This is a genomic window from Frigoribacterium sp. ACAM 257 (genome assembly GCF_007954365.1).
Taxonomy (GTDB): Bacteria; Actinomycetota; Actinomycetes; order Actinomycetales; family Microbacteriaceae; genus Frigoribacterium.
The window spans coordinates 599,276-623,465 of record NZ_VOLO01000001.1; the positions used below are offsets into that span (position 1 = coordinate 599,276).

22 protein-coding genes and 1 other RNA gene are annotated in these 24,190 nt (G+C 71.5%); 15 read left to right on the forward strand and 8 right to left on the reverse strand.

All coding sequences use genetic code 11. The features are described from left to right. Nucleotides 1–49 precede the first annotated feature (49 nt). Nucleotides 50–1,723, reverse strand: a complete 1,674-nt coding sequence (locus ES689_RS02785) for an ABC transporter family substrate-binding protein (RefSeq protein ID WP_191330147.1) — start codon at nt 1,721–1,723, stop codon at nt 50–52. Between the two features lie 217 nt (nt 1,724–1,940). On the opposite strand from ES689_RS02785, the gene ES689_RS02790 reads away from it, so the two are divergent. From ES689_RS02790 to ES689_RS02800, 3 genes are read left to right on the forward strand one after another with little or no spacing between them, the layout of a single operon-like run. Next, nucleotides 1,941–2,927, forward strand: coding sequence for an ABC transporter permease (locus ES689_RS02790; protein ID WP_146899882.1), 987 nt, complete (start codon nt 1,941–1,943; stop codon nt 2,925–2,927). Between the two features lie 11 nt (nt 2,928–2,938). Continuing rightward, a complete protein-coding gene (locus ES689_RS02795) occupies nt 2,939–4,021 on the forward strand; it encodes an ABC transporter permease (RefSeq protein WP_223269344.1) in 1,083 nt (360 codons plus the stop codon). Then, nucleotides 4,018–6,138 (forward strand): ABC transporter ATP-binding protein, encoded by a 2,121-nt coding sequence (locus ES689_RS02800; RefSeq protein WP_146899885.1) that lies wholly within the window; start codon nt 4,018–4,020, stop codon nt 6,136–6,138. Before ES689_RS02795 ends, ES689_RS02800 begins: the two co-directional genes overlap by 4 nt. Nucleotides 6,139–6,191: 53 nt before the next feature. Here the strand turns inward: ES689_RS02800 and ES689_RS02805 are convergent, their stop codons facing one another. Genes ES689_RS02805 through glgX form a run of 3 tightly spaced genes read right to left on the reverse strand, consistent with a single transcriptional unit; the run spans nt 6,192 to nt 9,020 of the window. Then, complete coding sequence (locus ES689_RS02805; protein ID WP_146899888.1) at nt 6,192–6,509, reverse strand: DUF1294 domain-containing protein; 318 nt, start codon at nt 6,507–6,509, stop codon at nt 6,192–6,194. After that, entirely contained in the window at nt 6,502–7,017 is a 516-nt protein-coding gene (gene ybaK / locus ES689_RS02810) for a Cys-tRNA(Pro) deacylase (RefSeq protein WP_146899891.1), read from the reverse strand. Before ybaK ends, ES689_RS02805 begins: the two co-directional genes overlap by 8 nt. Continuing rightward, nucleotides 7,014–9,020 (reverse strand): glycogen debranching protein GlgX, encoded by a 2,007-nt coding sequence (glgX, locus tag ES689_RS02815; protein WP_146899894.1) that lies wholly within the window; start codon nt 9,018–9,020, stop codon nt 7,014–7,016. Before glgX ends, ybaK begins: the two co-directional genes overlap by 4 nt. A 65-nt stretch (nt 9,021–9,085) precedes the next feature. On the opposite strand from glgX, the gene ES689_RS02820 reads away from it, so the two are divergent. From ES689_RS02820 to ES689_RS02865, 10 genes are all read left to right on the forward strand, one after another. Next, nucleotides 9,086–10,252: a cysteine desulfurase family protein gene (locus ES689_RS02820; protein ID WP_146899897.1), complete on the forward strand. Its 1,167-nt coding sequence runs from the start codon at nt 9,086–9,088 to the stop codon at nt 10,250–10,252. A gap of 232 nt (nt 10,253–10,484) precedes the next feature. After that, complete coding sequence (locus ES689_RS02825; protein ID WP_146899900.1) at nt 10,485–11,531, forward strand: hypothetical protein; 1,047 nt, start codon at nt 10,485–10,487, stop codon at nt 11,529–11,531. A gap of 65 nt (nt 11,532–11,596) precedes the next feature. Beyond that, the gene (locus ES689_RS02830; RefSeq protein WP_146899903.1) at nt 11,597–12,235 is read left to right on the forward strand and encodes a hypothetical protein; all 639 of its coding nucleotides are present in this window, start codon (nt 11,597–11,599) and stop codon (nt 12,233–12,235) included. A gap of 11 nt (nt 12,236–12,246) precedes the next feature. After that, entirely contained in the window at nt 12,247–13,353 is a 1,107-nt protein-coding gene (gene prfB, locus ES689_RS02835) for a peptide chain release factor 2 (RefSeq protein ID WP_146899906.1), read from the forward strand. A gap of 97 nt (nt 13,354–13,450) precedes the next feature. Next, nucleotides 13,451–14,194: a cell division ATP-binding protein FtsE gene (ftsE, locus tag ES689_RS02840; protein ID WP_146899909.1), complete on the forward strand. Its 744-nt coding sequence runs from the start codon at nt 13,451–13,453 to the stop codon at nt 14,192–14,194. Next, nucleotides 14,191–15,105, forward strand: coding sequence for a permease-like cell division protein FtsX (ftsX, locus tag ES689_RS02845; RefSeq protein ID WP_146899911.1), 915 nt, complete (start codon nt 14,191–14,193; stop codon nt 15,103–15,105). The genes ftsE and ftsX overlap by 4 nt, the downstream gene beginning before the upstream one ends. 58 nt (nt 15,106–15,163) lie before the next feature. Beyond that, entirely contained in the window at nt 15,164–15,640 is a 477-nt protein-coding gene (gene smpB, locus ES689_RS02850) for an SsrA-binding protein SmpB (RefSeq protein ID WP_123546410.1), read from the forward strand. A gap of 106 nt (nt 15,641–15,746) precedes the next feature. Beyond that, nucleotides 15,747–16,124: a transfer-messenger RNA gene (gene ssrA / locus ES689_RS02855) on the forward strand. A 246-nt stretch (nt 16,125–16,370) separates the two neighbouring features. Continuing rightward, nucleotides 16,371–17,420, forward strand: coding sequence for an LCP family protein (locus ES689_RS02860; protein ID WP_191330149.1), 1,050 nt, complete (start codon nt 16,371–16,373; stop codon nt 17,418–17,420). Between the two features lie 141 nt (nt 17,421–17,561). Then, nucleotides 17,562–19,058, forward strand: coding sequence for an MFS transporter (locus ES689_RS02865; RefSeq protein ID WP_146899917.1), 1,497 nt, complete (start codon nt 17,562–17,564; stop codon nt 19,056–19,058). Between the two features lie 89 nt (nt 19,059–19,147). Here the strand turns inward: ES689_RS02865 and ES689_RS15510 are convergent, their stop codons facing one another. The 4 genes from ES689_RS15510 to aroA all read right to left on the reverse strand — a co-directional run bounded on the left by ES689_RS15510 (nt 19,148) and on the right by aroA (nt 23,159). Beyond that, on the reverse strand, nt 19,148–19,303 hold the full coding sequence (locus ES689_RS15510) for a hypothetical protein (RefSeq protein ID WP_191330151.1): 156 nt from the start codon (nt 19,301–19,303) through the stop codon (nt 19,148–19,150). A 197-nt stretch (nt 19,304–19,500) separates the two neighbouring features. After that, nucleotides 19,501–20,331 (reverse strand): inositol monophosphatase family protein, encoded by an 831-nt coding sequence (locus tag ES689_RS02870; RefSeq protein ID WP_223269428.1) that lies wholly within the window; start codon nt 20,329–20,331, stop codon nt 19,501–19,503. Nucleotides 20,332–20,590: 259 nt separating this feature from the next. Then, entirely contained in the window at nt 20,591–21,733 is a 1,143-nt protein-coding gene (gene rsgA, locus ES689_RS02875) for a ribosome small subunit-dependent GTPase A (RefSeq protein WP_146899922.1), read from the reverse strand. 7 nt (nt 21,734–21,740) lie between these two features. Further along, a complete protein-coding gene (aroA, locus tag ES689_RS02880; RefSeq protein WP_146899925.1) occupies nt 21,741–23,159 on the reverse strand; it encodes a 3-phosphoshikimate 1-carboxyvinyltransferase in 1,419 nt (472 codons plus the stop codon). A gap of 96 nt (nt 23,160–23,255) precedes the next feature. Between aroA and ES689_RS02885 the strand changes: the two genes are divergently transcribed. Continuing rightward, nucleotides 23,256–23,933, forward strand: a complete 678-nt coding sequence (locus ES689_RS02885; protein WP_146901731.1) for a sigma-70 family RNA polymerase sigma factor — start codon at nt 23,256–23,258, stop codon at nt 23,931–23,933. Then, complete coding sequence (locus ES689_RS02890; RefSeq protein ID WP_146899928.1) at nt 23,930–24,172, forward strand: zf-HC2 domain-containing protein; 243 nt, start codon at nt 23,930–23,932, stop codon at nt 24,170–24,172. The genes ES689_RS02885 and ES689_RS02890 overlap by 4 nt, the downstream gene beginning before the upstream one ends. The last annotated feature ends 18 nt before the right edge of the window (nt 24,173–24,190 follow it).

A 24,190-nucleotide genomic window follows, 5' to 3' on the forward strand; every position in this document is an offset into this window, starting at 1 on the left:
CCGAGCGGGGCTCGTGGTCGCCCCCGTGAGGGGCGGCCGGTGCAGCTGGCTACTCGGTGAAGCCGACGATCGTCCAGTCGAGGTCCGACGCGCCGGCACGGGCGCCGTAGTTCGCGAGCGTCGGGCTCTGGGCCGAGATGAGCGGCTGCTGGATGATCGGCATCGAGTGCCCGATCTCCCAGATCGCCTCGTCGGCCTGGTTGTACAGGTCGGCCGCGGCGTCGGGGTCGCCCTCGGCCACCGCCTCGTCGAGCAGCGAGCTGATCTCGTCGCTCGAGACGCGGCCGTAGTTCTGGCCCTGCTCGTCCTGGTTGTAGATGCTGACGCCCGACGCCTGGTAGCCGGTGCCGGCCCAGACGAAGATCGTCATGTCGTAGTTGCCGGGCGTGACGTTGTCCTCGAAGAAGGCGTCCGTGCCGACCGCGTTGATGTCGAGCTTGATGCCGACCGCGGTCAGCTGGCTCTGGATCACCTCGGCGAGCTGCTGCGACACAGGTGCCGACGAGGGGATGGTGATCGAGATGGCCAGCTGCTCGCCGTCCTTCGCACGGACGTCGCCGTCCATCTCCCAGCCCGCGTCGTCGAGGATCGCGCCAGCTTCCTCGACGTCGTAGTTCCCGGTCTCGCCCGCGTTGTCCTGGTACGCACCGTCGGTGCTGAGGTACAGGTGGTTGTTCAGCGTCGACACCTCGTAGGGCAGCGTGCCCGTGATGACCTTGCCGAGTGCGTCGCGGTCGACCGCGTGCTGGATCGCCTGGCGGACCGCCTCGTCGGCCAGCAGGCCCTTCGTGCTGAAGTCGACGTGGGTGTAGCGAGCCGAGGGGGCGGCACGGAGCTCGCTGCCGTCGGCGTCCTTGACCCGGTCGTACCGGTCCGAGGTGTTCGCGTAGACCTGGTCGATCTCGCCGTTCAGGTACGCGTCGATGTCGGCGTCGCCGTCCAGGGCACGGAAGATCACCGTGTCGAGCTTGGGGGCGTCGCCCCACCAGTTCTCGTCGGGCACCATCGTGACGGTCTGGGCCGTCTGGTCGATCGCGTCGATCTTGTAGGGGCCGGCCGAGATCGGCACGGCGTCCACGTAGGCGGTGTTGAACGCGGTCGGGTCGTTGTAGATCTTCGCCGGGTAGAGCGGCGCGAACATCGACTTCCAGTCGGAGAAGGGCTCCGAGTACGTCACGACGACCTGCTTGTCGCTCGTGCCGGGCTCGACGCTCTCCATGCGGTCGGGGCCGAGGGTGCTGCCGACGAGGTACTCGGCGTTCGTGCCCTTGAGGGCCGTCCACCACGCCTGGAAGTCGGCGACCGTGATCGGGGTGCCGTCGTTCCACTGCGCGTCCGGGTTGATGTCGTAGGTGACGACGAGGGGGTCGTCGCTCGTGGCCTCCGCGCTCGTGACCAGGTCCTCGTCGATCTGCGGCACGCCCTCCTCGTCGATGCGGAAGGGCTGCGGCAGGATCGCGCTCTCGATCAGCGCGGCGTCGAGGAGCGCGCCGTCGAGCTGGCCGTAGTTCCACTGCGAGGGCAGCTGCGACAGCGGCAAGGTCAAGGTGCCTCCCTGCTCGACGTCGCCGGCCGCGGTCGCGTTGATGTCGCCGGTGGGGGACAGCTCGCCGTTCTTGGGGGCGGCGTCGCCGTCCTGCCCGCCTCCGCCGCTGCACGCCGTGACGACGAGAGCGAGTGCGGCGAGGCCCGCGACGACGCCGGCCTTCTTCGTGTTCTTCATGGCACTCCGAACTAGATGGTGTGAAAAACGCCGGTCACCCCAGTTGTCCGAGGTGCTGTCCCGCTCGGTGATCTCGAGCCGGGTCCCCCCTCGTCCGGGACCGACGAGTGCCACGCTACGGATCCGTGCACTCGATGCGAACTTTTCCGCCACTTCGTTACACGCCTGAAACGTCGTGGCACCGGTGGCCTCCGGGGTACGTCTATGTTGTTCTTCCATGGCCCGCTATCTCGCGCGGCGGCTGGTGTACTACGTCGCTCTCGTCTTCCTCGCCACGTCGCTGACGTACTTCCTGGCGTCGGCGACGTTCACTCCCCGGTCCGCCTACGCCGAGCGCAACCCGCGGCCCACCGAGCAGGTGATCGACGCGAAGCTCGACTCGATCGGCGTCAACGACAAGGTGCCCGTGGTCGAGCGGTACGCCTCCTGGCTCGGCGGCGCCGTCACCGGCGACCTCGGCAGGACCATCCAGGACAAGCCGGTGGACACCGAGTTCTGGCCGCGTCTCGGGGTCAGCCTCCGCCTCCTGCTCGCGGGCTCCGTGATCGGCATCGTCCTCGCCATCGCCGTGGGCACCTGGAACGCGATCCGTCAGTACAAGCTGTCCGACCGGGTCTCCGCGATCCTCTCCTTCGTCCTCATCTCGACCCCGGTGTTCCTCTCCGCCGTGCTGCTGAAGATCGGCGCGACGCAGCTCAACAGCGTGCTCGGCTTCCAGCTGATCAGCTTCACGGGCGAGGCCACGCCGGGGCTCGGGGGCGGCTTCGCGACCGTCCTCGGCGACCGTGCGGTGCACCTCCTGCTGCCCACCATCTCGATCGCCGCGGGGCTGATCGCGATCTACAGCCGGTACCAGCGGTCGACGATGCTCGACGTGCTGCAGGCGGACTTCATCCGGACCGCCAGGGCGAAGGGCCTCCGGAGGCGCCCCGCCATCGTCAAGCACGGCCTGCGGACCGCATTGATCCCCATGACGACGCTCTTCGCCTTCGCGTTCCTCGGCGTGCTGACCGGCGCCACCTTCACCGAGAAGATCTTCGGCTGGAACGGCCTCGGCGCCTGGTTCATCGACGCCGTGCAGGGCAACGACGTGAACGTCGTCGTCGCGTACACGCTCTACAGCGCCGTCGTCGTGCTCTTCGCCGGCTTCGTCAGCGACGTGCTGAACGCCGTCCTCGACCCGCGCGTGCGCAGCCAGAAGTAAGGGGAGCCACCATGACCAGGTTCAGTCCCGAGCTGCTCGACGGCGGCGCCGACGACGTGCTGCCCGCCACCCGAGAGGAGGCGGCGACCGGCTCTCCGAACCGCTTCGTGCTGACGATGCGGCGTCTCTTCTCGAATCGCGGCGCCACCGTCGGCCTCGTCGCCGTGCTGCTGCTGTTCGCCTTCGCGTTCCTCGGGCCGCTGGTGTCGCCGTGGGCCTACGACTACATCGACTACACGGCTCTCTCGTCGCCCCCGACCGCCGCGCACTGGTTCGGCACGAACAACATCGGGCAGGACGTCTTCGCGCAGACTGCCCGCGGCATGCAGAAGTCGCTGCTCATCGGCCTGCTCGTCGCCCTGTTCTCGACCGCCATCGCCGGGTTCCTCGGCGCGATGGCCGGCTACTTCGGCGGCTGGGTCGACCGGGTCGTCATGATCTTCGTCGACCTGCTGCTCGTCCTGCCGTCCTTCCTGATCATCGCGATCCTGTCGCCGCGTCTCAAGCAGTTCGGCTGGTTGATCCTCGTCGCGCTGCTCGCCCTGTTCGGCTGGATGATCACGGCGCGCGTGGTGCGCTCGCTCACCCTCAGCATCAAGGAGCGGGAGTTCATCCGCGCTGCTCGCTACATGGGCATCGGCCACTTCACGATCATCACGCGGCACATCCTGCCGAACGTCGCGTCGTTCCTCGTCATCGACGCGACCATCGCGATCGGGGCCGCCGTGCTCACCGAGTCCGGGCTGTCGTACTTCGGCTTCGGCGTGCAGCCGCCCGACGTCTCGCTCGGCACCCTCATCGCCCAGAACCAGAACGTCGCGACCACGAAGCCCTGGCTCTTCTTCTTCGCCGCAGGCGCGCTGATCGTCTTCGCCCTCGCCAGCAACCTGCTCGGCGACGGACTGCGCGACGCGCTCGACCCCACCTCGACGGCGGGCCGCACCGGTCGCCGTCGTCGCCTGCGCGCGGGCGGCCGAGGACGAGGAGGCGCCGCCCCCGTCGGCCGTGCCGCCGCGCTGTCCGAGGACGCGGCCGCCGCGCCCGGCGCGACCGTCCCCACCGCCCGGACCCGACCCACGGGGGAGACCCGATGACCCTCGCCGATCCCGTCGTCCCGACCCGCGCCTCCTCGGGGCCGGTGCTCGAGGTGCGCGACCTGCACGTGACCTTCCCGACGCCGGACGGGCCCGTGCGGGCCGTCCGCGGCATCGACCTGACGCTGCACCGGGGCGAGGTGCTCGGCATCGTCGGCGAGTCCGGCTCCGGCAAGTCGGTGACGAGCACCGCGATCCTCGGCCTGCTGCCGTCGACTTCCCAGGTCACCGGGTCGATCCGGCTCGACGGCGAGGAGCTGCTCGGCAAGGGCGACAAGGCGATGTCGGCCATCCGCGGTGCGCGGATCGCGATGGTGTTCCAGGACCCGCTGTCGGCCTTCACTCCCGTGTACACGGTCGGGCAGCAGATCGCGGAGACGGTGCTGATCCACCGCGGGGGCAGCAAGGCCGACGCGCGGGCGCGCGCCGTCGAGCTGCTCGGCCTGGTCGGCATCCCCGAGCCCGAGCGGCGCGTCGACTCGTTCCCGCACGAGTTCTCCGGCGGGATGCGGCAGCGGGCGATGATCGCCATGGCGATCGCCAACGACCCCGACGTGATCCTCGCCGACGAGCCGACCACGGCCCTCGACGTGACCATCCAGGCGCAGGTGATCTCCGTGCTCCGCACGGCCCAGCGCGAGACCGGCGCCGCCCTCGTCTTCGTCAGCCACGACCTGGGGGTGATCGCGGGCTTCGCCGACCGCATCGCCGTCATGTACGCGGGGCGGGTCGTCGAGACGGCCACCGCGGAGGACCTCTTCGCCCACCCGCGCATGCCGTACACGGTCGGCCTCATCGGTGCGCTGCCGCGCCTCGACCAGCGGAGCGACCAGCCGCTCGTGCCCATCCCCGGCACGCCGCCGTCGCTGCTCTCGCTGGCTCCCGGCTGCCCCTTCGCCGCCCGCTGCCCCCTGGTGCGCGACGACTGCCGCGCGGTCGAGCCCGCGCTCGAGCAGGCGCCCTCGGCCGAGGCCGGGCACGCGGCGGCCTGCCTGCACTCGGACGAGCTCGTCGGCGCGGGCACCGAGCCCGACGAGGTCTACGACCTGCCCGAGGCGCCGCGGTCGGCCCTCTCGCGCATCGCCCGAGACGAGCGCGAGCGCGTGCTGCACGTCGAGGGGCTCGTCAAGACGTTCCCGATCACGAAGGGCGCCGTGTTCAAGCGCCGGGTCGGCACCGTCTGGGCCGTCGACGGCGTCGACCTCGACGTGCGTCGCGGCGAGACGCTCGGCCTGGTGGGGGAGTCGGGCTCGGGCAAGAGCACGACCCTGCACGAGATCATGGACCTGCGTCGGCCCGAGGCCGGCACCGTCGAGCTGCTGGGGACCGACCTCTCGTCGGGCAAGCTCGACCGCTCGACCGTCGCGCGCCTCCGGAGCACCGTCTCGATGGTGTTCCAGGACCCGATGGCGAGCCTCGACCCCCGTCAGCCGGTCAGCGACATCGTCGCCGAGCCGCTGCGCGCGGCCGGTCGGTCGTCCGACGAGATCGGGCGGCGAGTCCCCGAGCTGATGCGGCTGGTCGGCCTCGAGCCGGCCGCCGCGACCCGGTACCCGCACGAGTTCTCGGGCGGCCAGCGCCAGCGCATCTCGATAGCCCGGGCGCTCGCCGCCGACCCGTCCCTCGTCGTGCTCGACGAGCCGGTCTCGGCCCTCGACGTGTCGATCCAGGCCGGCGTGCTCAACCTGCTCGCCGAGCTCAAGGCGACCCTCGACCTGTCGTACCTGTTCGTCTCGCACGACCTCGCCGTCATCCGTCACGTGGCGGACCGCGTGACGGTGATGTACCTCGGCCGCACCGTCGAGACGGGGCCGGTCGACGACGTGTTCGAGCACCCGCTGCACCCGTACACGCGGGCGCTGCTCTCGGCCGTGCCCGTGCCCGACCCCGTCGTCGAGCGGGCACGGGAGCACATCCTGCTGCCGGGCGACCCGCCGAGCCCCACGGTGCAGCAGACCGGCTGCCGGTTCCGCAGCCGCTGCCCGCTCTTCGCCCTGCTGCCCGACGAGAAACAGCGAGCCTGCGTCGAGGACGTGCCCGCGATGCTGCCGCACGGCCGCGAGGGCGAGGACCACACGGCCGCGTGCCACTGGGCCGAGGAGCCGGTGCCCGCCTAGGAGGAGGCTGGTCGGCGTCGGCGTCGGCGTCGGCGTCGGCGTGTGGGGTCGGTTCAGCCTGCGGGCAGGCGGACGACGAGCACGACGACGACGACGATCGCGAGGTTGAGCGCGACGGTCAGCCGGAACGACGACTGGAACGACCGCTTCCGCGTCTTGTGTCGCAGCCGTCGCTGCGCCACGATCGCGCCGGGCCAGCCTCCGGCGAGGCCGAGCGTCAGCAGCGTGCGCTCGGGCACCCGACGGGCCCCACGCCGCGCAGCCCGCTTGTCGAGCGCGTACGCGAGCACCGTCACGCCGTTGAGCGCGACCAGCGCCGCGACGACCGCCACGACGGCCCAGACGGTCGTCGAGGTCGTCGGGTCAGTCACGGGCGATCGGCAGCAGCCGCGCCCCGGTGGCGCGCACCAGGTCGTCGGGAGCGATCTCGAGGTCGAGCCCGCGCCTCCCTGCGCTGACGAAGACGGTGGCGAAGGAGGCGGCGCTCGCGTCGACGACGGTTGCCAGCGTCGTGCGCTGGCCCACCGGGCTGATGCCGCCGACGACGTAGCCCGTGCGTCGCTCGGCCACGGCGGGGTCGGTGAGGCGGGCCTTCTTCGCGCCGACCGCGGCGGCGAGGGCCTTCAGGTCGAGCCGCCGCGCGACGGGCACGACGGCGACGACGAGCACGTCGTCGGCCGAGGCCACGAGCGTCTTGAAGACGCGGTCCTCGGACAGGCCCAGCTCGGCCGCCGCCTCCTCGCCGAAGTTCGTCGCGGTGTCGTGGTGCTCGTAGGCGTGCGCCGTGAACGGGATGCCCGCCGCGGTCAGCGCGACGGTCGCCGGGGTGCCCGCGCCCTTGCCCCCGCCCGCGGCCGACGGAGTGCGACCGCCGCTCACGACACGGCCCGGAAGATCACGACCGTGGGGGCAGACACGAGCACGTCGTCGCCCGGCTCGAGGGGGCGCAGCTCGGCGGAGTCGTCGCTCGACCAGAGCGGCTCCCAGCCCGCGACGCCCTCGGCCCTCGCGAGCGTGACGGCGGCCGTCGACTCCGCCCCGTGCACCAGCACGAGCACCGTGTTCGGCGTCTCGTGCTCGGGCGTCGAGCGCGCCACGTACTGCAGGGTGCGGACGCCCGGGTCCTCCCACTCGTCGGGGCGCATCTCGGCGCCGGACGCGTCGGCCCAGGTGATGTCGTTGGCGCTGAGCGTGCAGGCGCCGTCGAGGCCGAAGCGCGTCGGGCGGAGCGCGGGGTTCTCCCGGCGGATCCGGGCGAGCGTCGAGACGTCGTCGAGGACGCCCTGCTGCCACGGCTGCGTCGCCCAGTCGACCCACGTCAGCTCGCTGTCGGTGCAGTAGCCGTTGTTGTTGCCGCGCTGCGTGCGGCCGCGCTCGTCGCCCGCGGTGAGCATCGGCACGCCCGACGACACGAAGAGCGTGCCGAGCAGGTTCCGCATCGAGCGTCGTCGCGCGTCGCTGATCCACGGGTTGTCGCTCTGCCCCTCGACGCCGTGGTTGAACGAGCGGTTGTCGTCGGTGCCGTCGCGGTTCTGCTCGCCGTTGCTCAGGTTGTGCTTGGCGTCGTGCGAGACGAGGTCGAGCAGGGTGAAGCCGTCGTGGGCCGTGACGAAGTTGAGCCCGGCGAGCGGCCCGCGGTCGTGGCTGAAGACGTTGCTCGAGCCGCTGAGCTTCGAGGCGAAGCTGCCGACGCCGGTCGGCGGAGTGCCCTGCGCGCGGGCGGTGGCCACGTCGGTCAGCCAGAAGTCGCGCGCCCGGTTGCGGAAGCGGTCGTTCCACTCGATCCAGCCGTCGGGGAACCCGCCGGTCTGCCAGCCGCCCGCGCCGACGTCCCACGGCTCGGCGACCATCTTGACGCCCGCGAGCGCCGGGTCGGAGACGATGTCGTGCAGCAGCGGGTGCTCGGGGTCGAAGACGTGGCCCGCGTCGCGGCCGAGGGTCGCGGCCAGGTCGAAGCGGAAGCCGTCGATCTGCATCTCGGTCGCCCAGTAGCGCAGCGAGTCCATCACGAGCCGGTGGGCGGCAGGGTGGCTGGTGTCGAGCGAGTTGCCGCAGCCGGTCACGTCGACGGGCCGGCCCTCGGCGTCGTGCCGGTAGTAGGCGCCGGCGTCGAGGCCGCGCAGGCTCGTGACGGGCCCGCCGTCCTCGCCCTCCTCGGCGGTGTGGTTGTAGACCACGTCGAGCCAGACCTCGATGCCCGCCTCGTGCAGCAGGCGCACCATGCCCTTGAACTCGCGGACGACGGCGGAGGCGCCCGCCAGCTGGGCGTCGCGGCTCGCGTACGCCGCGTGGGGCGCGAAGAACGACAGCGTGTTGTAGCCCCAGTAGTTCTCGATGCCCTGCGCGACGAGGCGCTGCTCGTCGACGTGCTGGTGCACCGGCAGCAGCTGGACCGCGGTGACCCCGAGGCCCTTGAGGTAGGCGATGGTCGTGTCGGCGGCCAGCCCCGCGTAGGTGCCGCGCAGCTCGTCGGGCACGAACGGCGCGAGCCTCGTCAGGCCCCTGACGTGCGCCTCGTAGACCACGACACGGTCGAGCGGGGTGCGTGGCTTGTCGACGCCGCCCCAGTCGAACGACTCGTCGACCACGGTCGCGCGGTGCTCGCCACGGCCCGTCCGGCCGAGGCCGCGCGCGTACGGGTCGAGCAGGGTCGGCCGCTCGGCGCCGTCGACGCGCAGCCAGTAGCGGCGGCCGGGCGTCAGGGCGCCGTCGGTCGCGCTCCACACGTCGTGCTCGTCGCGGGTCAGGGGGACGACCCTGTCGTGGGGGGCGTCGTCGATCACGACCTCGAGGCGCTCGGCCGACGACGAGAAGACGCGGAGCGTCGGCCCGTCCGGCCCCTGGCGCACTCCGAGGTCGGCGAGGGGGTCGATGTCGGGCACGGGACCTACAGTAGATGAGGGCCGAGACGGGCCCGCGAACCGACCGACCGGCAGGAGGCGCCCCCATGGTCGTCTACCTCGACCACGCCGCGACGACGCCGATGCACCCGGCGGCCATCGCCGCGTACGCCGCGGCCCTCGGCGCGGTCGGCAACCCCTCCTCGATCCACTCCGCAGGCCAGGGCGCGAAGCGCGTGCTCGAGGAGGCGCGCGAACGCGTCGCCGCGTCCCTCGGCTGTGAGCCGATCGAGGTCGTCTTCACCTCCGGCGGCACCGAGTCCGTGAACCTCGGGGTCAAGGGCCTCTGGTGGGCGAGGCAGGCCGACCGGCCGCGCCCGCGCCTCCTCGTGCCCGCCGGCGAGCACCACGCCACCGTCGACGCGGTCGAGTGGCTCGAACGGCACGACGGCGCCGTCGTCACGTGGCTGCCCCTCGACGAGCACGGCCGGCTGCGGGTCGACGCGCTCGCCGCGGCCCTCGACGAGCACGACGACGTCGCCCTCGTCAGCCTGCTCTGGGCCAACAACGAGGTGGGGACGCTGCAGCCCGTCGACGAGGTCGTCGCGCTCGCCGCCGCCCACGGGGTGCCGGTGCACTGCGACGCGGTGGCCGCGTACGGGCAGGTGCCGATCGACTTCCGCGTGTCGGGCCTCGCCGCGCTCAGCGTCAGCGCCCACAAGATCGGCGGTCCGATCGGCATCGGCGCCCTCGTGCTCGCCCGCACGGCGACCGTCGAGCCCCTGATCCACGGCGGCGGCCAGCAGCGCCAGGTGCGCTCGGGCACGCAGGACGGCCCGGCCGCGGTGGCCTTCGCCGTCGCTGCTGAGCAGCCGCACCACGCGTATGAGCCGCTGCGCGACCGGCTGATCGGGGGCGTGCTCGCCTCGGTCCCGACCGCGGTGCTCCGGGGCGACCCGGTCGACCGCCTCCCCGGCAACGCCCACTTCACGTTCCCCGGCTGCGAGGGCGACTCGCTGCTGTTCCTCCTCGACGCTGCCGGCGTCGCCGTCTCGACCGGGTCCGCCTGCCAGGCGGGCATCCCGGAGGCGTCGCACGTCCTGCTCGCGATGGGCCTCACCGACGAGGAGGCGCGGGGCGCGCTCCGCATGACGGTCGGCCACACGAGCACCGAGGCCGACGTCGACGCGCTCCTGGCCGCGCTGCCGGGCGCGGTCGCCCGCGCGACCCGCGCCGGCTACGCCGCGCACGCCCCCGCCTCCTTCGCTCGCTAGCCGCCTGCGCCCCGCGACTCCGCGCCCGTGCGTCCCTTTCGCCCCCGCCTCCGCCCGCGCGCTCGCGCTCGCGGGCGAGATCGGCTCATGTGTCGCGACGCGTACCCTCGAGCACCCGCAGACCGCACGACGTGGCACCTGACTGCTCCTCGCCTAGTCAGGGTCTCCGTGAGGTGCGGTCATGTGTCGTGACGAGCGGTCGCGGTGGTCCCGAAGGGGCCTGATGCGACACATGACCACTGCTCACGCTGAGCGCGAGGCGCGGCGTGTCCACAAGAAGGAGGTGGTGGTCGTTCTCCACAGGCAGACCGAGTCGCCGTGCGGGCAGAGGGCGACGACCAGCATGATCGGCGGCATGCGTCCGCGACCCCTTCCCCTCGAGCTCCTCGACTCGCCCTTCGCGCGGCGACGCGCCCTCGAGCTCGGCGTCGCCCCTGGTCGGCTGCGCGCCAGCGACCGGTACGTGCCGCACCGAGGCGTCCGGTCGCCGGCCCGCGCCTCCACCCTGGTCTGGTGCGCGGCGGATGCCCTGCCCCTGCTCCTCGAGGGCGAGTGGTTCAGTCACGTCACGGCCCTCAGCCTCTGGGGGCTGCCGCTCTCCGCACGGTGGGAGGCCGCCGACCTGCACGTGGCGGGCACGAGACGGCGTCAGCTCCGCCGCCCCGGCCTCGTCGGGCACCGGCTGGTCCGTCAGTCGTCACGCCGGACCGTGTCCGGTCTCCCGGTGTCGTCGCCCCTCCAGGCGTGGGTCGAGTCGGCCTCCCTGCTCGCGCTCGACGAACTCGTCCAGGTCGGGGACGCGCTGGCAGGTCGATGGTCACCACACGCTGCCGCGCGCCGACTGCCGATGTCCGCCCTCGCCGAGACGGTCTCGCTCGCCCGCGCCCGGCGCCGACCGGGAGCTGTGCGGCTCGGCCAGGCGATGTCCCTCGTCCGGGAGCGGGTGGACTCGCCGCGCGAGACCCTCCTGCGGCTGCAGATCGTGAGGGCAGGCCGCCCGGAGCCCGAGGTCAACGTCCGACGGCTCGGCAGCGACGGCTCCTGGCTCGGCCGGCCCGATCTCAGCTATCCCGACGAGAAGGTCGTCGTCGACTTCGAGGGCGACGGGCACCGCACCGACCGCCGCCAGTGGGAGACCGACGTCGATCGTCGAGAGCGGTTCGTCGACGACGGCTGGGCCTACCTGAGGGTGACGAACCAGCACCTCGGACCGCCCCGCTGGCAGCAGTTCCTGACGCGTCTCGATCGCGAGCTGGGCAGACACGGGGCCTCGCAGTGAGCGTCCGTCCGGGAGACGACGTCAGCCACGCGGACGAGGAGGAGGCGGGGCGGCAGACTGGGGGGATGCAGATGTACTCGGCGTCGAACGCCGTCCGTGCCCGTCAGGTCGCCGGCGACGTCGTCGCCGTCGTGCTCGTCGTGGTCTTCGTCGCGCTCGGGCTGGCCGTCGCCGCCTTCGTCGGCGGCCTCGCCGAGCTGGGGCGGCAGATCGAGGAGGCGGGCACCGGCTTCCAGGGGACGATGGACGACGCCTCGCGCGTCCTGGGTGGCATCCCGCTGCTGGGCGGCGCCGCGTCGGCACCGTTCGACGGTGCGTCCGGAGCCGGCCAGGCGCTCGTCGACGCGGGCCGCCAGCAGCAGGACGACGTGGGGCGCGCCGCGCTCGTGGCCGGGCTGCTCGTCGGCGGGCTGCCGAGCATCGTGGTTCTCTGGGCCTGGCTGCGCGGGCGCGTCGCGTTCGTGCGCCGCGCCTCCTCGGTGCGGGGGCTGCTCGCCCTGCCCGGGGGAGAGGACCTGCTCGCCCTGCGTGCCCTCACCGGACGCGACGCCCGCGCGGCGCTCGCCGTCGCGCCCGACCCCGTGGCCTCGTGGCGGGCCGGCGACCCCGAGGTCGTCCGCCGTCTCGCCGACGTCGCCCTCCGCGAGGCGGGCGTCCTCCGGCCGCGCCCCGGCACGCAGGCCCCGTCCGCCCCGGCCCGGTAAGCTCGACCACCATGATCGCACTGGACTTCTCTGAGCAGATTGCCGCCCTCCGGGCCACGTTCGAGGACATCCGGGCCGTGATCGGTCAGGACCGCCTCGTGGCCGAGATCGCGCAGCTGAGCGAGCAGGCGTCCGCGCCCGACCTCTGGGACGACACGGAGAACGCGCAGAAGGTCACGAGCGCCCTCAGCCACCGCCAGGCCGAGCTCGAGAAGCTCGAGACCACCGAGCAGCGCCTCGACGACCTCGGCGTGCTCGTCGAGATGGCCAACGACGGCGACGACCAAGAGAGCGCGGACGAGGCGCAGGCCGAGCTCAAGGCCCTGCAGAAGATGATGGACACGCTCGAGGTGCAGACGCTCCTCGACGGCGAGTACGACCCTCGCCCTGCGGTCATCACGATCCGTGCGGGGGCCGGCGGCGTCGACGCGGCCGACTTCGCCGAGATGCTGCTCCGCATGTACCTGCGCTACGCCGAGAAGCACGGCATGGCCGCCACGGTGATGGACACGAGCTACGCGGAAGAGGCGGGCATCAAGAGCGCCACCTTCGAGATCGACGCGCCCTACGCGTTCGGCACCCTGAGCGTCGAGGCCGGCACGCACCGTCTCGTGCGGATGAGCCCCTTCGGCGCCGCCGGCAAGCGCCAGACGAGCTTCGCCGCGGTCGAGGTCATCCCGCTCATGGAGGAGACGGAGGCGGTCGAGATCCCCGAGAACGACATCCGCGTCGACGTCTTCCGGTCGTCCGGCCCCGGCGGCCAGAGCGTCAACACGACCGACTCCGCGGTGCGCCTCACCCACATCCCGACCGGCACGGTCGTCTCGATGCAGAACGAGAAGAGCCAGATCCAGAACCGGGCCGCGGCCATGCGCGTGCTGCAGTCGCGCCTCCTCCTGTTGCAGAAGGAGGCGGAGAACGCCAAGAAGAAAGAGCTCGCCGGCAACATCACGGCCAGCTGGGGCGACCAGATCCGCAGCTACGTGCTCGCGCCGTACCAGATGGTGAAAGATCTGCGCAGCGAGCACGAGGTCAACAACCCCTCGAACGTGTTCGACGGCGACCTCGACGGCTTCATCTCGGCGGGCATCCGCTGGCGCAAGCGCGACGACGACTGAGGCGTGGCCGGGGCCGCTGTCAGCGGATCCATAGGCCCGTTCGCGGGGCGAGTCGCGACCGGGATCGGCCCGGCCCGCGCTTAGGGTGATCCCCGTCATGATCCGTTTTGATGAAGTCACCAAGGTGTATTCCGGCAACCCCAGGCCGGCACTGAACTCGGTCACCCTCGAGATCCTCAAGGGCGAGTTCGTGTTCCTCGTCGGCGCCTCCGGCTCCGGCAAGTCCAGCTTCCTGCGCCTCGTGCTCAAGGAGGAGAAGCCCTCCCAGGGCCAGATCCACGTGCTCGGGCAGAAGCTCGGCGTGCTCTCGAGCCGAAAGGTCCCGTACTTCCGCCGCAACCTCGGCGTCGTGTTCCAGGACTTCCGGCTGCTGCCGCAGAAGAGCGTGTTCGACAACGTCGCCTTCAGCCTGCAGGTCATCGGCAAGAGCAAGGGCTTCATCCAGGAGGCGGTCCCCGACGTCCTGAAGATGGTCGGCCTGGTGGGCAAGCAGCAGCGCCTGCCGCACGAGCTGTCCGGTGGTGAGCAGCAGCGCGTGGCCATCGCCCGTGCGATCGTCAACAAGCCGTCGATCCTGCTGGCCGACGAGCCCACGGGAAACCTCGACCCCTCTACCAGTGCCGGCATCATGACGCTGCTCGAGCGGATCAACGCCGGCGGCACCACGGTCATCATGGCCACGCACGACGCGGGCATCGTCGACCAGATGCAGCGTCGGGTCATCGAGCTGAGCGCGGGCAACATCCTCCGCGACGAGCGCCACGGCGGCTACCAGACGCAGGCGGTGCCCATCCAGGCCATCGGGGTAGAGGACCTCAGCCTGAGGGGAGCGGACGAATGAGACTCGGACTCGTCCTCGGCGAGGTCGGCAGCGGCCTCCGGCGCAACGTCTCGATGGTCGTCGCGGTCGTGCTCGTCACGTTCATCTCGCTGACCTTCGTCGGCACCGCGGCACTGCTCCAGCTGCAGATCAACCAGATGAAGGGGTACTGGTACGACAAGGCCCAGGTGGCCGTCTACCTCTGCACCGAGACCGACACGACCGGCAACTGCACGGGCGCGAAGGCCACCCAGGACCAGATCGACGGCGTCGAGGCCCAGCTGAGCAGTCAGGTGCTCGCCCCGTTCGTCGACCGGTCGTACTTCGAGACGCAGGACGAGGCGTACGACCGCTTCACGACCCAGTTCGCGGACAGCCCCGCGACCGAGTTCGTGCAGCCCTCGTACCTCAACGAGACGTTCTGGGTGAACCTGAAGGACCCGACCCAGTCGGACGTCCTCACCGAGAGCCTCTCGAGCCTCGCCGGCGTGCAGAGCGTCGTCGACCAGCGTGGCTACCTCGACCCGATCTTCTCCGTGCTGAACGCGGCGAGCTACACGGCCATCGGCATCGCGGTGCTCATGCTGATCGCGGCGGTGCTGCTGATCGCCACGACCATCCGGCTCAGCGCCTTCAGCCGACGGCGTGAGCTCGGCATCATGCGGCTGGTGGGCGCGTCGAACAGGTTCATCCAGACGCCGTTCATCCTCGAGGGCGTGATCGCCGCGTTGGTGGGCTCGGTCCTGGCGGGCGGCGCCCTGATCGCCATCGTCAACTTCTTCGTCAAGGGCTACCTCGTCACGACCTTCGCGTCGACGCCGTTCATCGGGCTGCGCGAGACCGCGATCGTCGTTCCGGTCGTGGTCGTGATCGGCATCGCCCTGGCGGCGCTGTCGGCGAACGTGGCGATCCGCCGGTACCTCAAGGTCTAGTAGACTGACAGGCTGCCTGACAGCGGGCAGACCACCACACGAGCGACCGGAGGCCAGCGTGGCGAAAGAACGCGGCGAGAAGGTCGTGGCCACCAACCGTCGGGCGCGCCACGACTACCTGATCGAGGACACCTACGAGGCGGGCATCGTGCTGAGCGGCACCGAGGTCAAGTCCCTTCGGCAGGGGCGGGCGTCCCTCGTCGACGGCTACGCGTTCGTCGACGCCGGCGAGGCCTGGCTCGACGCGGTGCACATCCCCGAGTACACCGAGGGCACCTGGAACAACCACGCACCCCGGCGCAAGCGCAAGCTGCTGCTGCACAAGCAGCAGATCGTCAAGATCGGCCAGAAGACGAAGGAGGGCGGATTCACGGTGATCCCCCTCAAGATCTACTTCAGCGACGGCCGGGCGAAGGTCGAGATCGCGGTGGCCAAGGGAAAGCGCGAGTACGACAAGCGTCAGACCCTGCGTGAGCGTACGGCGACCCGCGAGGCGCAGTCGGCGATGTCGGCCCGGAAGCACCTGGGCGAGTAGCTCCGCCGCGGCAGGGCGAGTAGATTCTTCCCTGCGGGGCAACTACAATCGTCCACAGCGACAACGGTTCTTCATAGATCAACAGAGTGTGACAACGGCCCCTCATGGGGATGATCGGTTTCGACATCGCCTGTGTGCGAACGAGAAGCGGGCCGAGGATCCAGGGTTATCTCGTAAACGATCTCTGGAAAACAATAAGTGCCAATAACAAGCGCACTGACTTCGCTCTCGCTGCGTAAGCAGTAGAGCCACATGGAGTCCGTCAGTCTGGTGACCGCCTTCTAACCAGAGCCTGACGTCATCTAGAGGGCTTGCTGCGTGACTACGCCTGAGGGCCACGCGGGACTCGAACTCGGGCTGGGCCCGTCGACCTAGAAGCCAGTAGCAAAGGTCGGGGCCGAGTAGAACGTCTCATCTGGCTACGCCCGTAGAATGCGTGCAATCTCAGCGATGGACGGGGGTTCAATTCCCCCCATCTCCACCACTGGCCGTCGTCACACTCTGCCTGATCGTCGCGACGACGAAGCCCCCTTCCCGCATCGGGAGGGGGGCTTCGTCGTTCCGGGGGCGCACGGCCCGGTGCACTTCGCGGGGCATCCCAGAGGAGGCGCGGTGGCCGACACGAGGACTCACGGAGCGGCAAGGCGGGGCGAGTCGCGCCCCCTCGTCGTTGTTATAGTGACGGGGCCCTGGGCGAGAGACGCGCCGGGACAGTAAGGCGATGGGCCCCATGACCGACATCTTCACCCGGACGACGGACGACGGCGACGGTCAGTCGTCCGCCGAGGGCCCCCGCAAGGGCCGTCGTCTCTCCCGGGGCACGAAGGTGCTGATCGTCCTGGCCTCGATCGTCGTCGGGATCCTGCTCGTCGCGATCGTGGGCGTCGGCGTGTGGGCGTCTCGTCTCGCGGCCACCTTCGACGACAACGCGACGACCATCGAGCAGGCGTTCCCCGACGAGTCCACGCGGCCGGTCGCCGACGAGACCGGCGCGATGAACATCCTCCTGATGGGCTCCGACTCCCGTGCCGACCCGACCACCGTCGACGACTCCGCGGCATCCGACCAGCGCACCGACTCGATGATGCTCGTCCACGTCGACGCGGACCGGAAGGCGGTCTGGGTCATGTCCATCATGCGCGACCTCTACGTGCCGATCCCGGGCCACGGCGAGGCGAAGATCAACGCCGCGTTCGCCTACGGCGGGTCGGCCCTCACCGTCCAGACGGTCGAGCAGCTGCTCGGCGTGCGCATCGACCACGTGGCCATCATCGACTTCGAGGGCTTCAAGGGCATGACCACGGCGCTCGGCGGTGTCGACGTGTCGTCGCCCCAGGCGTTCACCGCTCGCGGACACTCGTACGTCGAGGGCGTCAACCGCCTGGAGGGCGACGCCGCCCTGGCCTTCGTGCGCGAGCGGTACGCGTTCCCCGACGGCGACTTCACGAGGGTCGAGAACCAGCAGGCCTTCGTCAAGGGGCTGGCGAACACCGTCCTCGGTCGCTCGACCCTCACCGACCCGGGCAAGGTGTCGGACTTCGTCACCGCGATGTCGCCGTACCTCTCGGTCGACGCCGGCTTCGACGTCGGCACGATCGGCAGCCTCGCCTTCAGCCTGCGCAACCTCGACTCGTCGACGATGCACTTCTTCACGATCCCCACGGCCGGGACGGGCATGGTGGGGGACCAGTCGGTCGTCAACGTCGACCAGGCGGGGCTCGAGACCGTCAAGGCCGCGCTCGCGGACGACGGCCTCGCGGCCGTGGTCGCCGCCGACTAGCCCGCCCGTGGCCGGGTCGTCATCGCGACCGGCCCCCCGCCGACGGGCACCCGCGTGGTCGCCGTGCAGTCCGCGCGGTCCGTGCCGTCCGTGCCCTCCATGGGAGCCGTGCAGCGACTGCAGGTGTAGGACGGAACCTCCATGACGAACGCGCCCGACACCTCCTCCGTGCCCACCTCCTCCTCGTCGGGGTACGACGAACGCCAGAAGTGGCAGGCGTTCTGGGTCTGCGTGGGGGTCGCCGCCCTGACGATCCTCGACCTGTCGAAGGTAAACGTGGGGCTGCCGAGCATCGAGGCGTCGCTCGGCGCCGGCCCGACGGCCCTGCAGCTGATCGTCGCGGGGTACGCGCTCGCGTTCGGCCTCTCGCTCGTGCCGTCGGGGCGGCTCGGCGACCTCAAGTCACGTCGCCTGATGTTCGTCATCGGGCTCAGCTCGTTCACCGTCGCCAGCGTGCTGTGTGCGCTCGCCCCCACGGTCGAGCTGCTCGTCGCCGCTCGCATCCTGCAGGGGGTCGCCGCAGGCATCCAGATGCCCCAGGTGCTCGGCCTGATCCAGCAGCTGTTCCAGGGACGCGAGCGCGGTCGTGCCTTCGGGCTGTTCGGGGCCGTCATCGGCGTCGCCACCGCCTTCGGCCCGACGATCGGGGGCCTGCTGATCGCGGTGGGCGGGGCCCAGGACGGCTGGCGCCTCCTCTTCTGGATGAACGTGCCGCTCGGCATCGTGGCCATCGTGTTCGCGCTCAGGCTGCTGCCCCGCACTTCCACCGCTCCGAGCGGGCACAACGAGCTCGACCTCGTGGGCATCGTGCTGTTGGGGCTCACGATCCTCACCCTGATGCTGCCGTTCGTGTTGACCACGGGCCAGGGCGACGACCCGCTGCGCTGGCTGTTCCTGGTGGGCTTCGTCGGCTTCGGCGCCCTCTTCGTCTGGTGGGAACAGCGGTACAAGGCCCGCGGCAAGTCGCCGGTCGTCCACTTCTCGCTGTTCTCGTTGGCGTCGTACCGCAACGGCACGCTGATCGCCACCGTGTACTTCTGCGCGCTGCCGGCGACGTTCCTGCTCACGACTCTGTTCCTGCAGCAGGGACTCGGACTTGAGCCGGTCTACGCGGGCATGGTGACGATCCCGTTCGCGCTGACCAGCGCGGTCGCGGCCTTCTACGGCGGCCGGATCGTCGAGAAGTACGGCCGCAGCCTCGTCGTGCTCGGCCTCGTCCTGGTCGGCGTCGGCTTCGTCGTGCTGCTGCTCGCCGCGACCCTCACCCCGCCCGAGTACACGCCGTGGGCGATGGCGGCCGGGATGCTCGTCGCCGGCACCGGCGGTGGCTTCGTCATCTCGCCGAACCAGACCCTGACCCTGGCGGAGGTGCCGGTCGAGATGGGCGGAGTGGCCGGCTCGATGGGCCAGGTCGGCCAGCGTGCCGGCACGGCCATCGGCACGGCCGCGGCGGTCTCGACCTTCTACTCGGTCATCGCCGGACGCAGCGAGGGCTCGACCCTCGACATCTACCATGAGGCGTACCGCAGCGGTTTCCTCGTGACCATCGCCCTGGTGGCGGGAGCGCTCGTGCTGGCGCTGCTGGACCTGCGGGCGCGGAAGCAGGGGCGCGTGGGCGAGACGACCGACGCCTCCTAGGGGAGACGCGACGCGACGCGAAAACGACGAAACGACGTGATGTCCTGCGTCGCTTCGTCGTTTTCCCGTGGCCCTGCGGGCACCTCTGGTCAGGCGGCGGGCGACTGCGCCGCGGCGCCCGCGGCGTCGAGCCAGGCGGTGATGTCGACGGCGCGCGTGCGCGGCAGGTCGACGGCGGCCGGATCGACGCGGGCGATCGTGCTCGCGTTGGCGGCGACGACGGAGGCGGCGGTGACGACGGACATGGTGGGCTCCTCTGCGAGACGGGCTGGTTGGCGGGGCCGCCGCGGCCCGTCGACGTGACGACGGACCGCGGGGCTCCTGGCACGCTCACCCGTCGTGTGACGGGACCCCTCCGGGGTGCGGCGACTGCCTGCGGCCAGTCAAGCCGAGAGGGTGTCTCGTCAGCGTCAACCGAAGGGACCGTCCTCGGCGCCCACGCCTACGCCGAGGGGATGACCTCGGGTGCCGTGTCGAGCGACCGGGCGACGACCCCGAGGACGTCGTCGTGCAGCAGGCCGTTCGTCGCGAGGGCGCTGCCGTGCCAGGGGCCCGGCTCGCCGTCGGCGCTCGTGAACCGGCCGCCCGCCTCCTCGACGATCGGGATGAGCGCCGCCATGTCGTACGGTTCGAGGCCGAGCTCGCCCGCGACGTCGAGGGCGCCCTCGGCGACGAGGACGTACGACCAGAACTCGCCGTAGGCGCGGGTCCGCCAGACCTGGTCGGTCAGCGTGAGCAGCTGCTCGAGGCGGCCTGCCTCGCGCCAGTACTCGAGGCCGTTGTAGCTCAGCGACGCGTCGGCCAGGTCGCGCACGCCCGAGACGCTCAGGGGAGCGGTGCCGTGCTCGGACGCGAACGCTCCGCCGCCCGCGCTCGCCCACCAGCGACGGCCGAGGGCCGGGGCGCTGACGACGCCGAGCACGGGCACGCCGTCGACGACGAGCGAGATGAGCGTCGCCCAGACGGGGACGCCCCGCAGGAAGTTCGCCGTGCCGTCGATCGGATCGACGATCCACTGGCGGCGGGGGACTCGGCCCGTGCCCTCGTCGGAGGCGGCATCGTCCCCGGCAGTGTCGTCCCCGTACTCCTCGCCGTAGAAGGAGTCGTCGGGGCGTTCCGACTCGACGCCGGCCCGGATCGCTCGCTCGACGGCCTGGTCGGCGTCGGTGACGTGCGTGCGGTCGGGCTTGAGCGACACGTGCAGGTCGGCGGAGCGGTAGCGCTCGGTGCTGATCGCGTCGGCGGCGTCGGCCAGAGCCAGTGCGAGCCGCAGATCGGCCGCCCAGCGGGCGCCGCCGTCGGCGTCGGCCGTGGCATCGGACGAGGAGGCGGGGGTCGGGTCGGTCACGCTGCCAGCGTACCGAGCGTACCGAGCGTACCGAGCGTGCCCGGCCGGCACCGCGCCTCGCACATGCCGACCGGACGGCGACACGGGTCGCTGTAGAACAGGGAAATCCCGTTGTTGCAGGGTCCCAGGTCGGCATCTGCGGACGCCACCCATCGGTGACGCCGGCGGCGGGCGGCCGGGCCGGCTAGCGCGTCGGCGCCGGCGGCTGCTCGTCCGAGCGGGCGTCCTCGTCGCGGGCGGCCTGCTCGCGGCCGCTGACCCCGCCCTTCGAGGCGAGCAGCGTCTGCAGCGAGGCGAGCCGCTCCCGCCCGACGTCGCCGAGCTCACCCGCCTCGACACGGTCGACGATCTCCCAGTCGTGCGCCTCGGCCAGCGGGATCCCGTCGCGCGAGGGCTTCTCGGAGGGGTGGGCGTGCCGCGCGAACGACCGCAGGATGTTCTCGGGGTCGACGTGCCCGAGCCCGAACGAGCGGACGCCGGGGGTGTCGACGATCCAGCCGCCGCTCGGCACCTTGAACGAGACGGTCGACGACGACGTGTGGCGCCCGCGTCCCGTCACCGCGTTGACGACGCCGACCTCGCGCTGCGACCCCGTCAGGGCGTTGACGAGCGTCGACTTGCCGACGCCCGAGTGGCCCACGGTCACGGTCACGTGTCCGTCGAGCAGCTCGCGCAGCTCGTCGAGCACCGGCGACGGCGAGCCGTCGGGCAGGGGATCGAACGACGTGGAGGTGGTGGTCACGATCCGCAGGTCGAGGCACGAGAAGTGCGCCGCGAACGGCGCGGGGTCGGCCAGGTCGGTCTTGGTGATGCAGAGGATCGGCTCGACGCCCGCGTCGAAGGCGGCGACCATGTAGCGGTCGACGAGGCGGGGGCGCGGCTCCGGGTCGGCCGCGGCCACCACGATGAGCATCTGGTCGGCGTTGGCGACGATGACGCGCTCGACGGCGTCGCTGTCGTCGGCGCTGCGTCGCAGCAGCGTCGTCCGCTCCTGCACCTTGACGATGCGCGCCAGCGAGCCCTCGGCGCCGCTCGTGTCGCCGACGACCCCGACCCGGTCACCGGTGACGACGCTCTTCTTGCCGAGCTCGCGGGCCCTGGCGGTCGTGATCTCGCGCTCGTCGGGGGTGCCGGCGTCCATCAGCACGCCGTAGCGGCCGCGGTCGACGGTCCAGACCACCCCCTGCTCGGCGTCCGCGTACGCGGGCCGCTGCTTGGTGCGCGGCCGGTTGGCCTTCGGGTTCGGGCGCTGTCGCACCGAGCTCTCGTCGTACTGGCCCCAGGCCTCGTCCTCTGCGGCGTCGTCGCCGTCGCTCCACCAGCTCACCGGGGGCCTACAGGAACCCGAGCAGGTCGATGTCGGCGGGGCGCTCGACGACGCGGCGGCCGAGCAGGTCGTCCCACAGCTCGACGAACTGGGGCAGCGTCTTCGAGACGACGCGGACGTCGTCGAGCTCGACGCCGTCGACCGCGAGGCCGATGATCGCCGCGGCGTGGGCCATCCGGTGGTCGCCGTAGGTGCGCCACTGGCCGGCGTGCAGGGGCGACGGCTCGACGTGCAGGCCGTCGTCGAGCTCGGTGACGAGGCCGCCGAGGGCCGAGATCTCGCTGGCGAGGGCCGCGAGGCGGTCGGTCTCGTGCCCGCGCAGGTGACCGATGCCGGTGATGGTGCTCGGGCCCGACGCGAGGGCCGCCAGCGCGACGAGAGCCGGGGCGAGCTCGCCCCCGCGGGAGAGGTCGACGTCGACGCCGGGCAGCGACCCGCCGCCGACGAGGCCGTCGCCGCCGTCGACCGTCAGCACGCCGTCGACCAGCGTGACGGTCGCTCCCCAGAGCGGCAGCAGCTCGATCAGGTCGGCTCCGACCTGAGTCGTCTCGGCCGGCCAGTGCGCGATCGAGACGGTGCCGCCCGCCACGAGGGCCGCGACGAGGAAGGGCGCGGCGTTCGACAGGTCGGGCTCGATCGTGAGGTCGCGTCCGGCGATCGCCGTGGGCGGGACCTCCCAGACGCCGGGCTCGGGCGTCGCGACGGTCACGCCGCGCTGCGCGAGCGCGTCGATCGTCATCTCGATGTGCGGCGTGCTCGGCAGCACGTCGGCGGTGTGGCGGAGCGTCAGTCCGCGCGAGAACCGCGGCGCGGACAGCAGCAGGCCGGACACGAACTGGCTGGAGGCGGACGCGTCGATCTCGACGTCGCCTCCCTCGACCTCGCCCGTGCCGTAGAGGCTGAACGGGAGCGAGCCCCGTCCGTCGTCCGAGACGTCGACGCCGAGGGCCCGAAGCGAGTCGAGGGTGGCGCGCATCGGGCGACGTCGAGCGGCCTCGTCGCCGTCGAAGGTGACGGGGCCGAGGGCGAGCGCAGCCACTGGGGGCAGGAACCGCATGACCGTGCCCGCGAGGCCGCAGTCGACGGTCGCGCCGCCCGCGAGCTCGCCGGGCGTGACGACCAGGTCGGGGCCGAACGGCTCGCCCGACTCGAGCTCGTCGATCGTCGTGCCCAGGGCGCGCAGCGCCGCGATCATCAAGGAGGTGTCGCGCGAGTGCAGGGGCGCCCGCAGCGTCGAGGGGGAGTCGGCCAGGGCCGAGAGCACCAGCTCCCGGTTCGTCAGCGACTTCGACCCGGGCAGCGACGAGGAGGCGCGGAGCGGGCCCGCGGCCCGTGGCGCGACCCAGCGCCCGTCGTCGACCTCGGGGGGAACGCCGCCGTCGTCGTAGGGAGAGAACTCGGGCCCGGAATACCTGTACACCTGCATCGGTTCACCAGGGTAATGCAGCGACGACCTGGAGGACACGTGCCCACAGCACTTGCACCGAGGCGGATCACCGTGGCCGAACTAGAATCGGCCGTGATGATCACCCCCGAGGGCGACGAGCCCACACCCGCGACCAGCGCGACCGCACCCGACCCCGTCGTGGCGTCGGACGAGGGCGAGCCCGACCTGCGGGGTCTCTTCGAGGAGCAGGCCCTGCCGTTCATGGACCAGCTCTACGCGGCGGCCATGCGCATGACGCGCAACCCGGCCGACGCCTCCGACCTCGTCCAGGAGACGTTCGTCAAGGCGTTCGCGGCGTTCCGGCAGTTCCAGCAGGGCACGAACCTCAAGGCCTGGCTGTACCGGATCCAGACCAACACCTTCATCAACACGTACCGCAAGAAGCAGCGCGACCCGTACCAGGGCACCATCGACGAGCTCGAGGACTGGCAGATGGGCGGCGCCGAGTCGGCGACCCGCACCTCCGGCTCCACCCGCTCGGCCGAGGCCGAGGCCATCGACCACCTGCCGGACACCGCCGTCAAGGACGCGCTCCAGAAGGTCCCGGAGGACTTCCGCATGGCGGTCTACTTCGCGGACGTCGAGGGCTTCTCGTACCAGGAGATCGCCGACATCATGAAGACGCCCGTGGGCACGGTGATGAGCCGTCTGCACCGCGGCCGTCGCCTGCTGCGGGGACTACTCGCCGACTACGCCCGCGACCGGGGGATCGCGGTCCCGGCCGGCACGACATCGAAGGGCAGCACCAAATGACCGACTGCGGTTGCGACAAGGCGAAGGCCGAGCTCGAGGAGTTCCTGCACGACGAGCTCTGCCGTGAGGACGCCGCCGACATCCGGGAGCACATGGCCACCTGCGCCGACTGCTCGGGCGAGCACAAGGTCGGCATCGTGCTGACGGAGGCGGTGCAGCGCGCCTGCAAGGAGACCGCCCCTGAGGACCTGCGCTCGACCGTCCTCGCACGCCTGCGCGACCTGCAGGCCTCGCACTAGCGACCCGGACCCCGAGGC

What these genes read in the sequence shown, in the direction of transcription:
- ES689_RS02785 (WP_191330147.1), bottom strand. Translation starts at nt 1,723, where the DNA reads ATGAAGAACACGAAGAAGGCCGGCGTCGTCGCGGGCCTCGCCGCACTC.
- ES689_RS02790 (WP_146899882.1), top strand. Translation starts at nt 1,941, where the DNA reads ATGGCCCGCTATCTCGCGCGGCGGCTGGTGTACTACGTCGCTCTCGTC.
- ES689_RS02795 (WP_223269344.1), top strand. Translation starts at nt 2,939, where the DNA reads ATGACCAGGTTCAGTCCCGAGCTGCTCGACGGCGGCGCCGACGACGTG.
- ES689_RS02800 (WP_146899885.1), top strand. Translation starts at nt 4,018, where the DNA reads ATGACCCTCGCCGATCCCGTCGTCCCGACCCGCGCCTCCTCGGGGCCG.
- ES689_RS02820 (WP_146899897.1), top strand. Translation starts at nt 9,086, where the DNA reads ATGGTCGTCTACCTCGACCACGCCGCGACGACGCCGATGCACCCGGCG.
- ES689_RS02825 (WP_146899900.1), top strand. Translation starts at nt 10,485, where the DNA reads ATGACCACTGCTCACGCTGAGCGCGAGGCGCGGCGTGTCCACAAGAAG.
- ES689_RS02830 (WP_146899903.1), top strand. Translation starts at nt 11,597, where the DNA reads ATGCAGATGTACTCGGCGTCGAACGCCGTCCGTGCCCGTCAGGTCGCC.
- prfB (WP_146899906.1), top strand. Translation starts at nt 12,247, where the DNA reads ATGATCGCACTGGACTTCTCTGAGCAGATTGCCGCCCTCCGGGCCACG.
- ftsE (WP_146899909.1), top strand. Translation starts at nt 13,451, where the DNA reads ATGATCCGTTTTGATGAAGTCACCAAGGTGTATTCCGGCAACCCCAGG.
- ftsX (WP_146899911.1), top strand. Translation starts at nt 14,191, where the DNA reads ATGAGACTCGGACTCGTCCTCGGCGAGGTCGGCAGCGGCCTCCGGCGC.
- ES689_RS02860 (WP_191330149.1), top strand. Translation starts at nt 16,371, where the DNA reads ATGACCGACATCTTCACCCGGACGACGGACGACGGCGACGGTCAGTCG.
- ES689_RS02865 (WP_146899917.1), top strand. Translation starts at nt 17,562, where the DNA reads ATGACGAACGCGCCCGACACCTCCTCCGTGCCCACCTCCTCCTCGTCG.
- ES689_RS15510 (WP_191330151.1), bottom strand. Translation starts at nt 19,303, where the DNA reads ATGTCCGTCGTCACCGCCGCCTCCGTCGTCGCCGCCAACGCGAGCACG.
- aroA (WP_146899925.1), bottom strand. Translation starts at nt 23,159, where the DNA reads ATGCAGGTGTACAGGTATTCCGGGCCCGAGTTCTCTCCCTACGACGAC.
- ES689_RS02885 (WP_146901731.1), top strand. Translation starts at nt 23,256, where the DNA reads ATGATCACCCCCGAGGGCGACGAGCCCACACCCGCGACCAGCGCGACC.
- ES689_RS02890 (WP_146899928.1), top strand. Translation starts at nt 23,930, where the DNA reads ATGACCGACTGCGGTTGCGACAAGGCGAAGGCCGAGCTCGAGGAGTTC.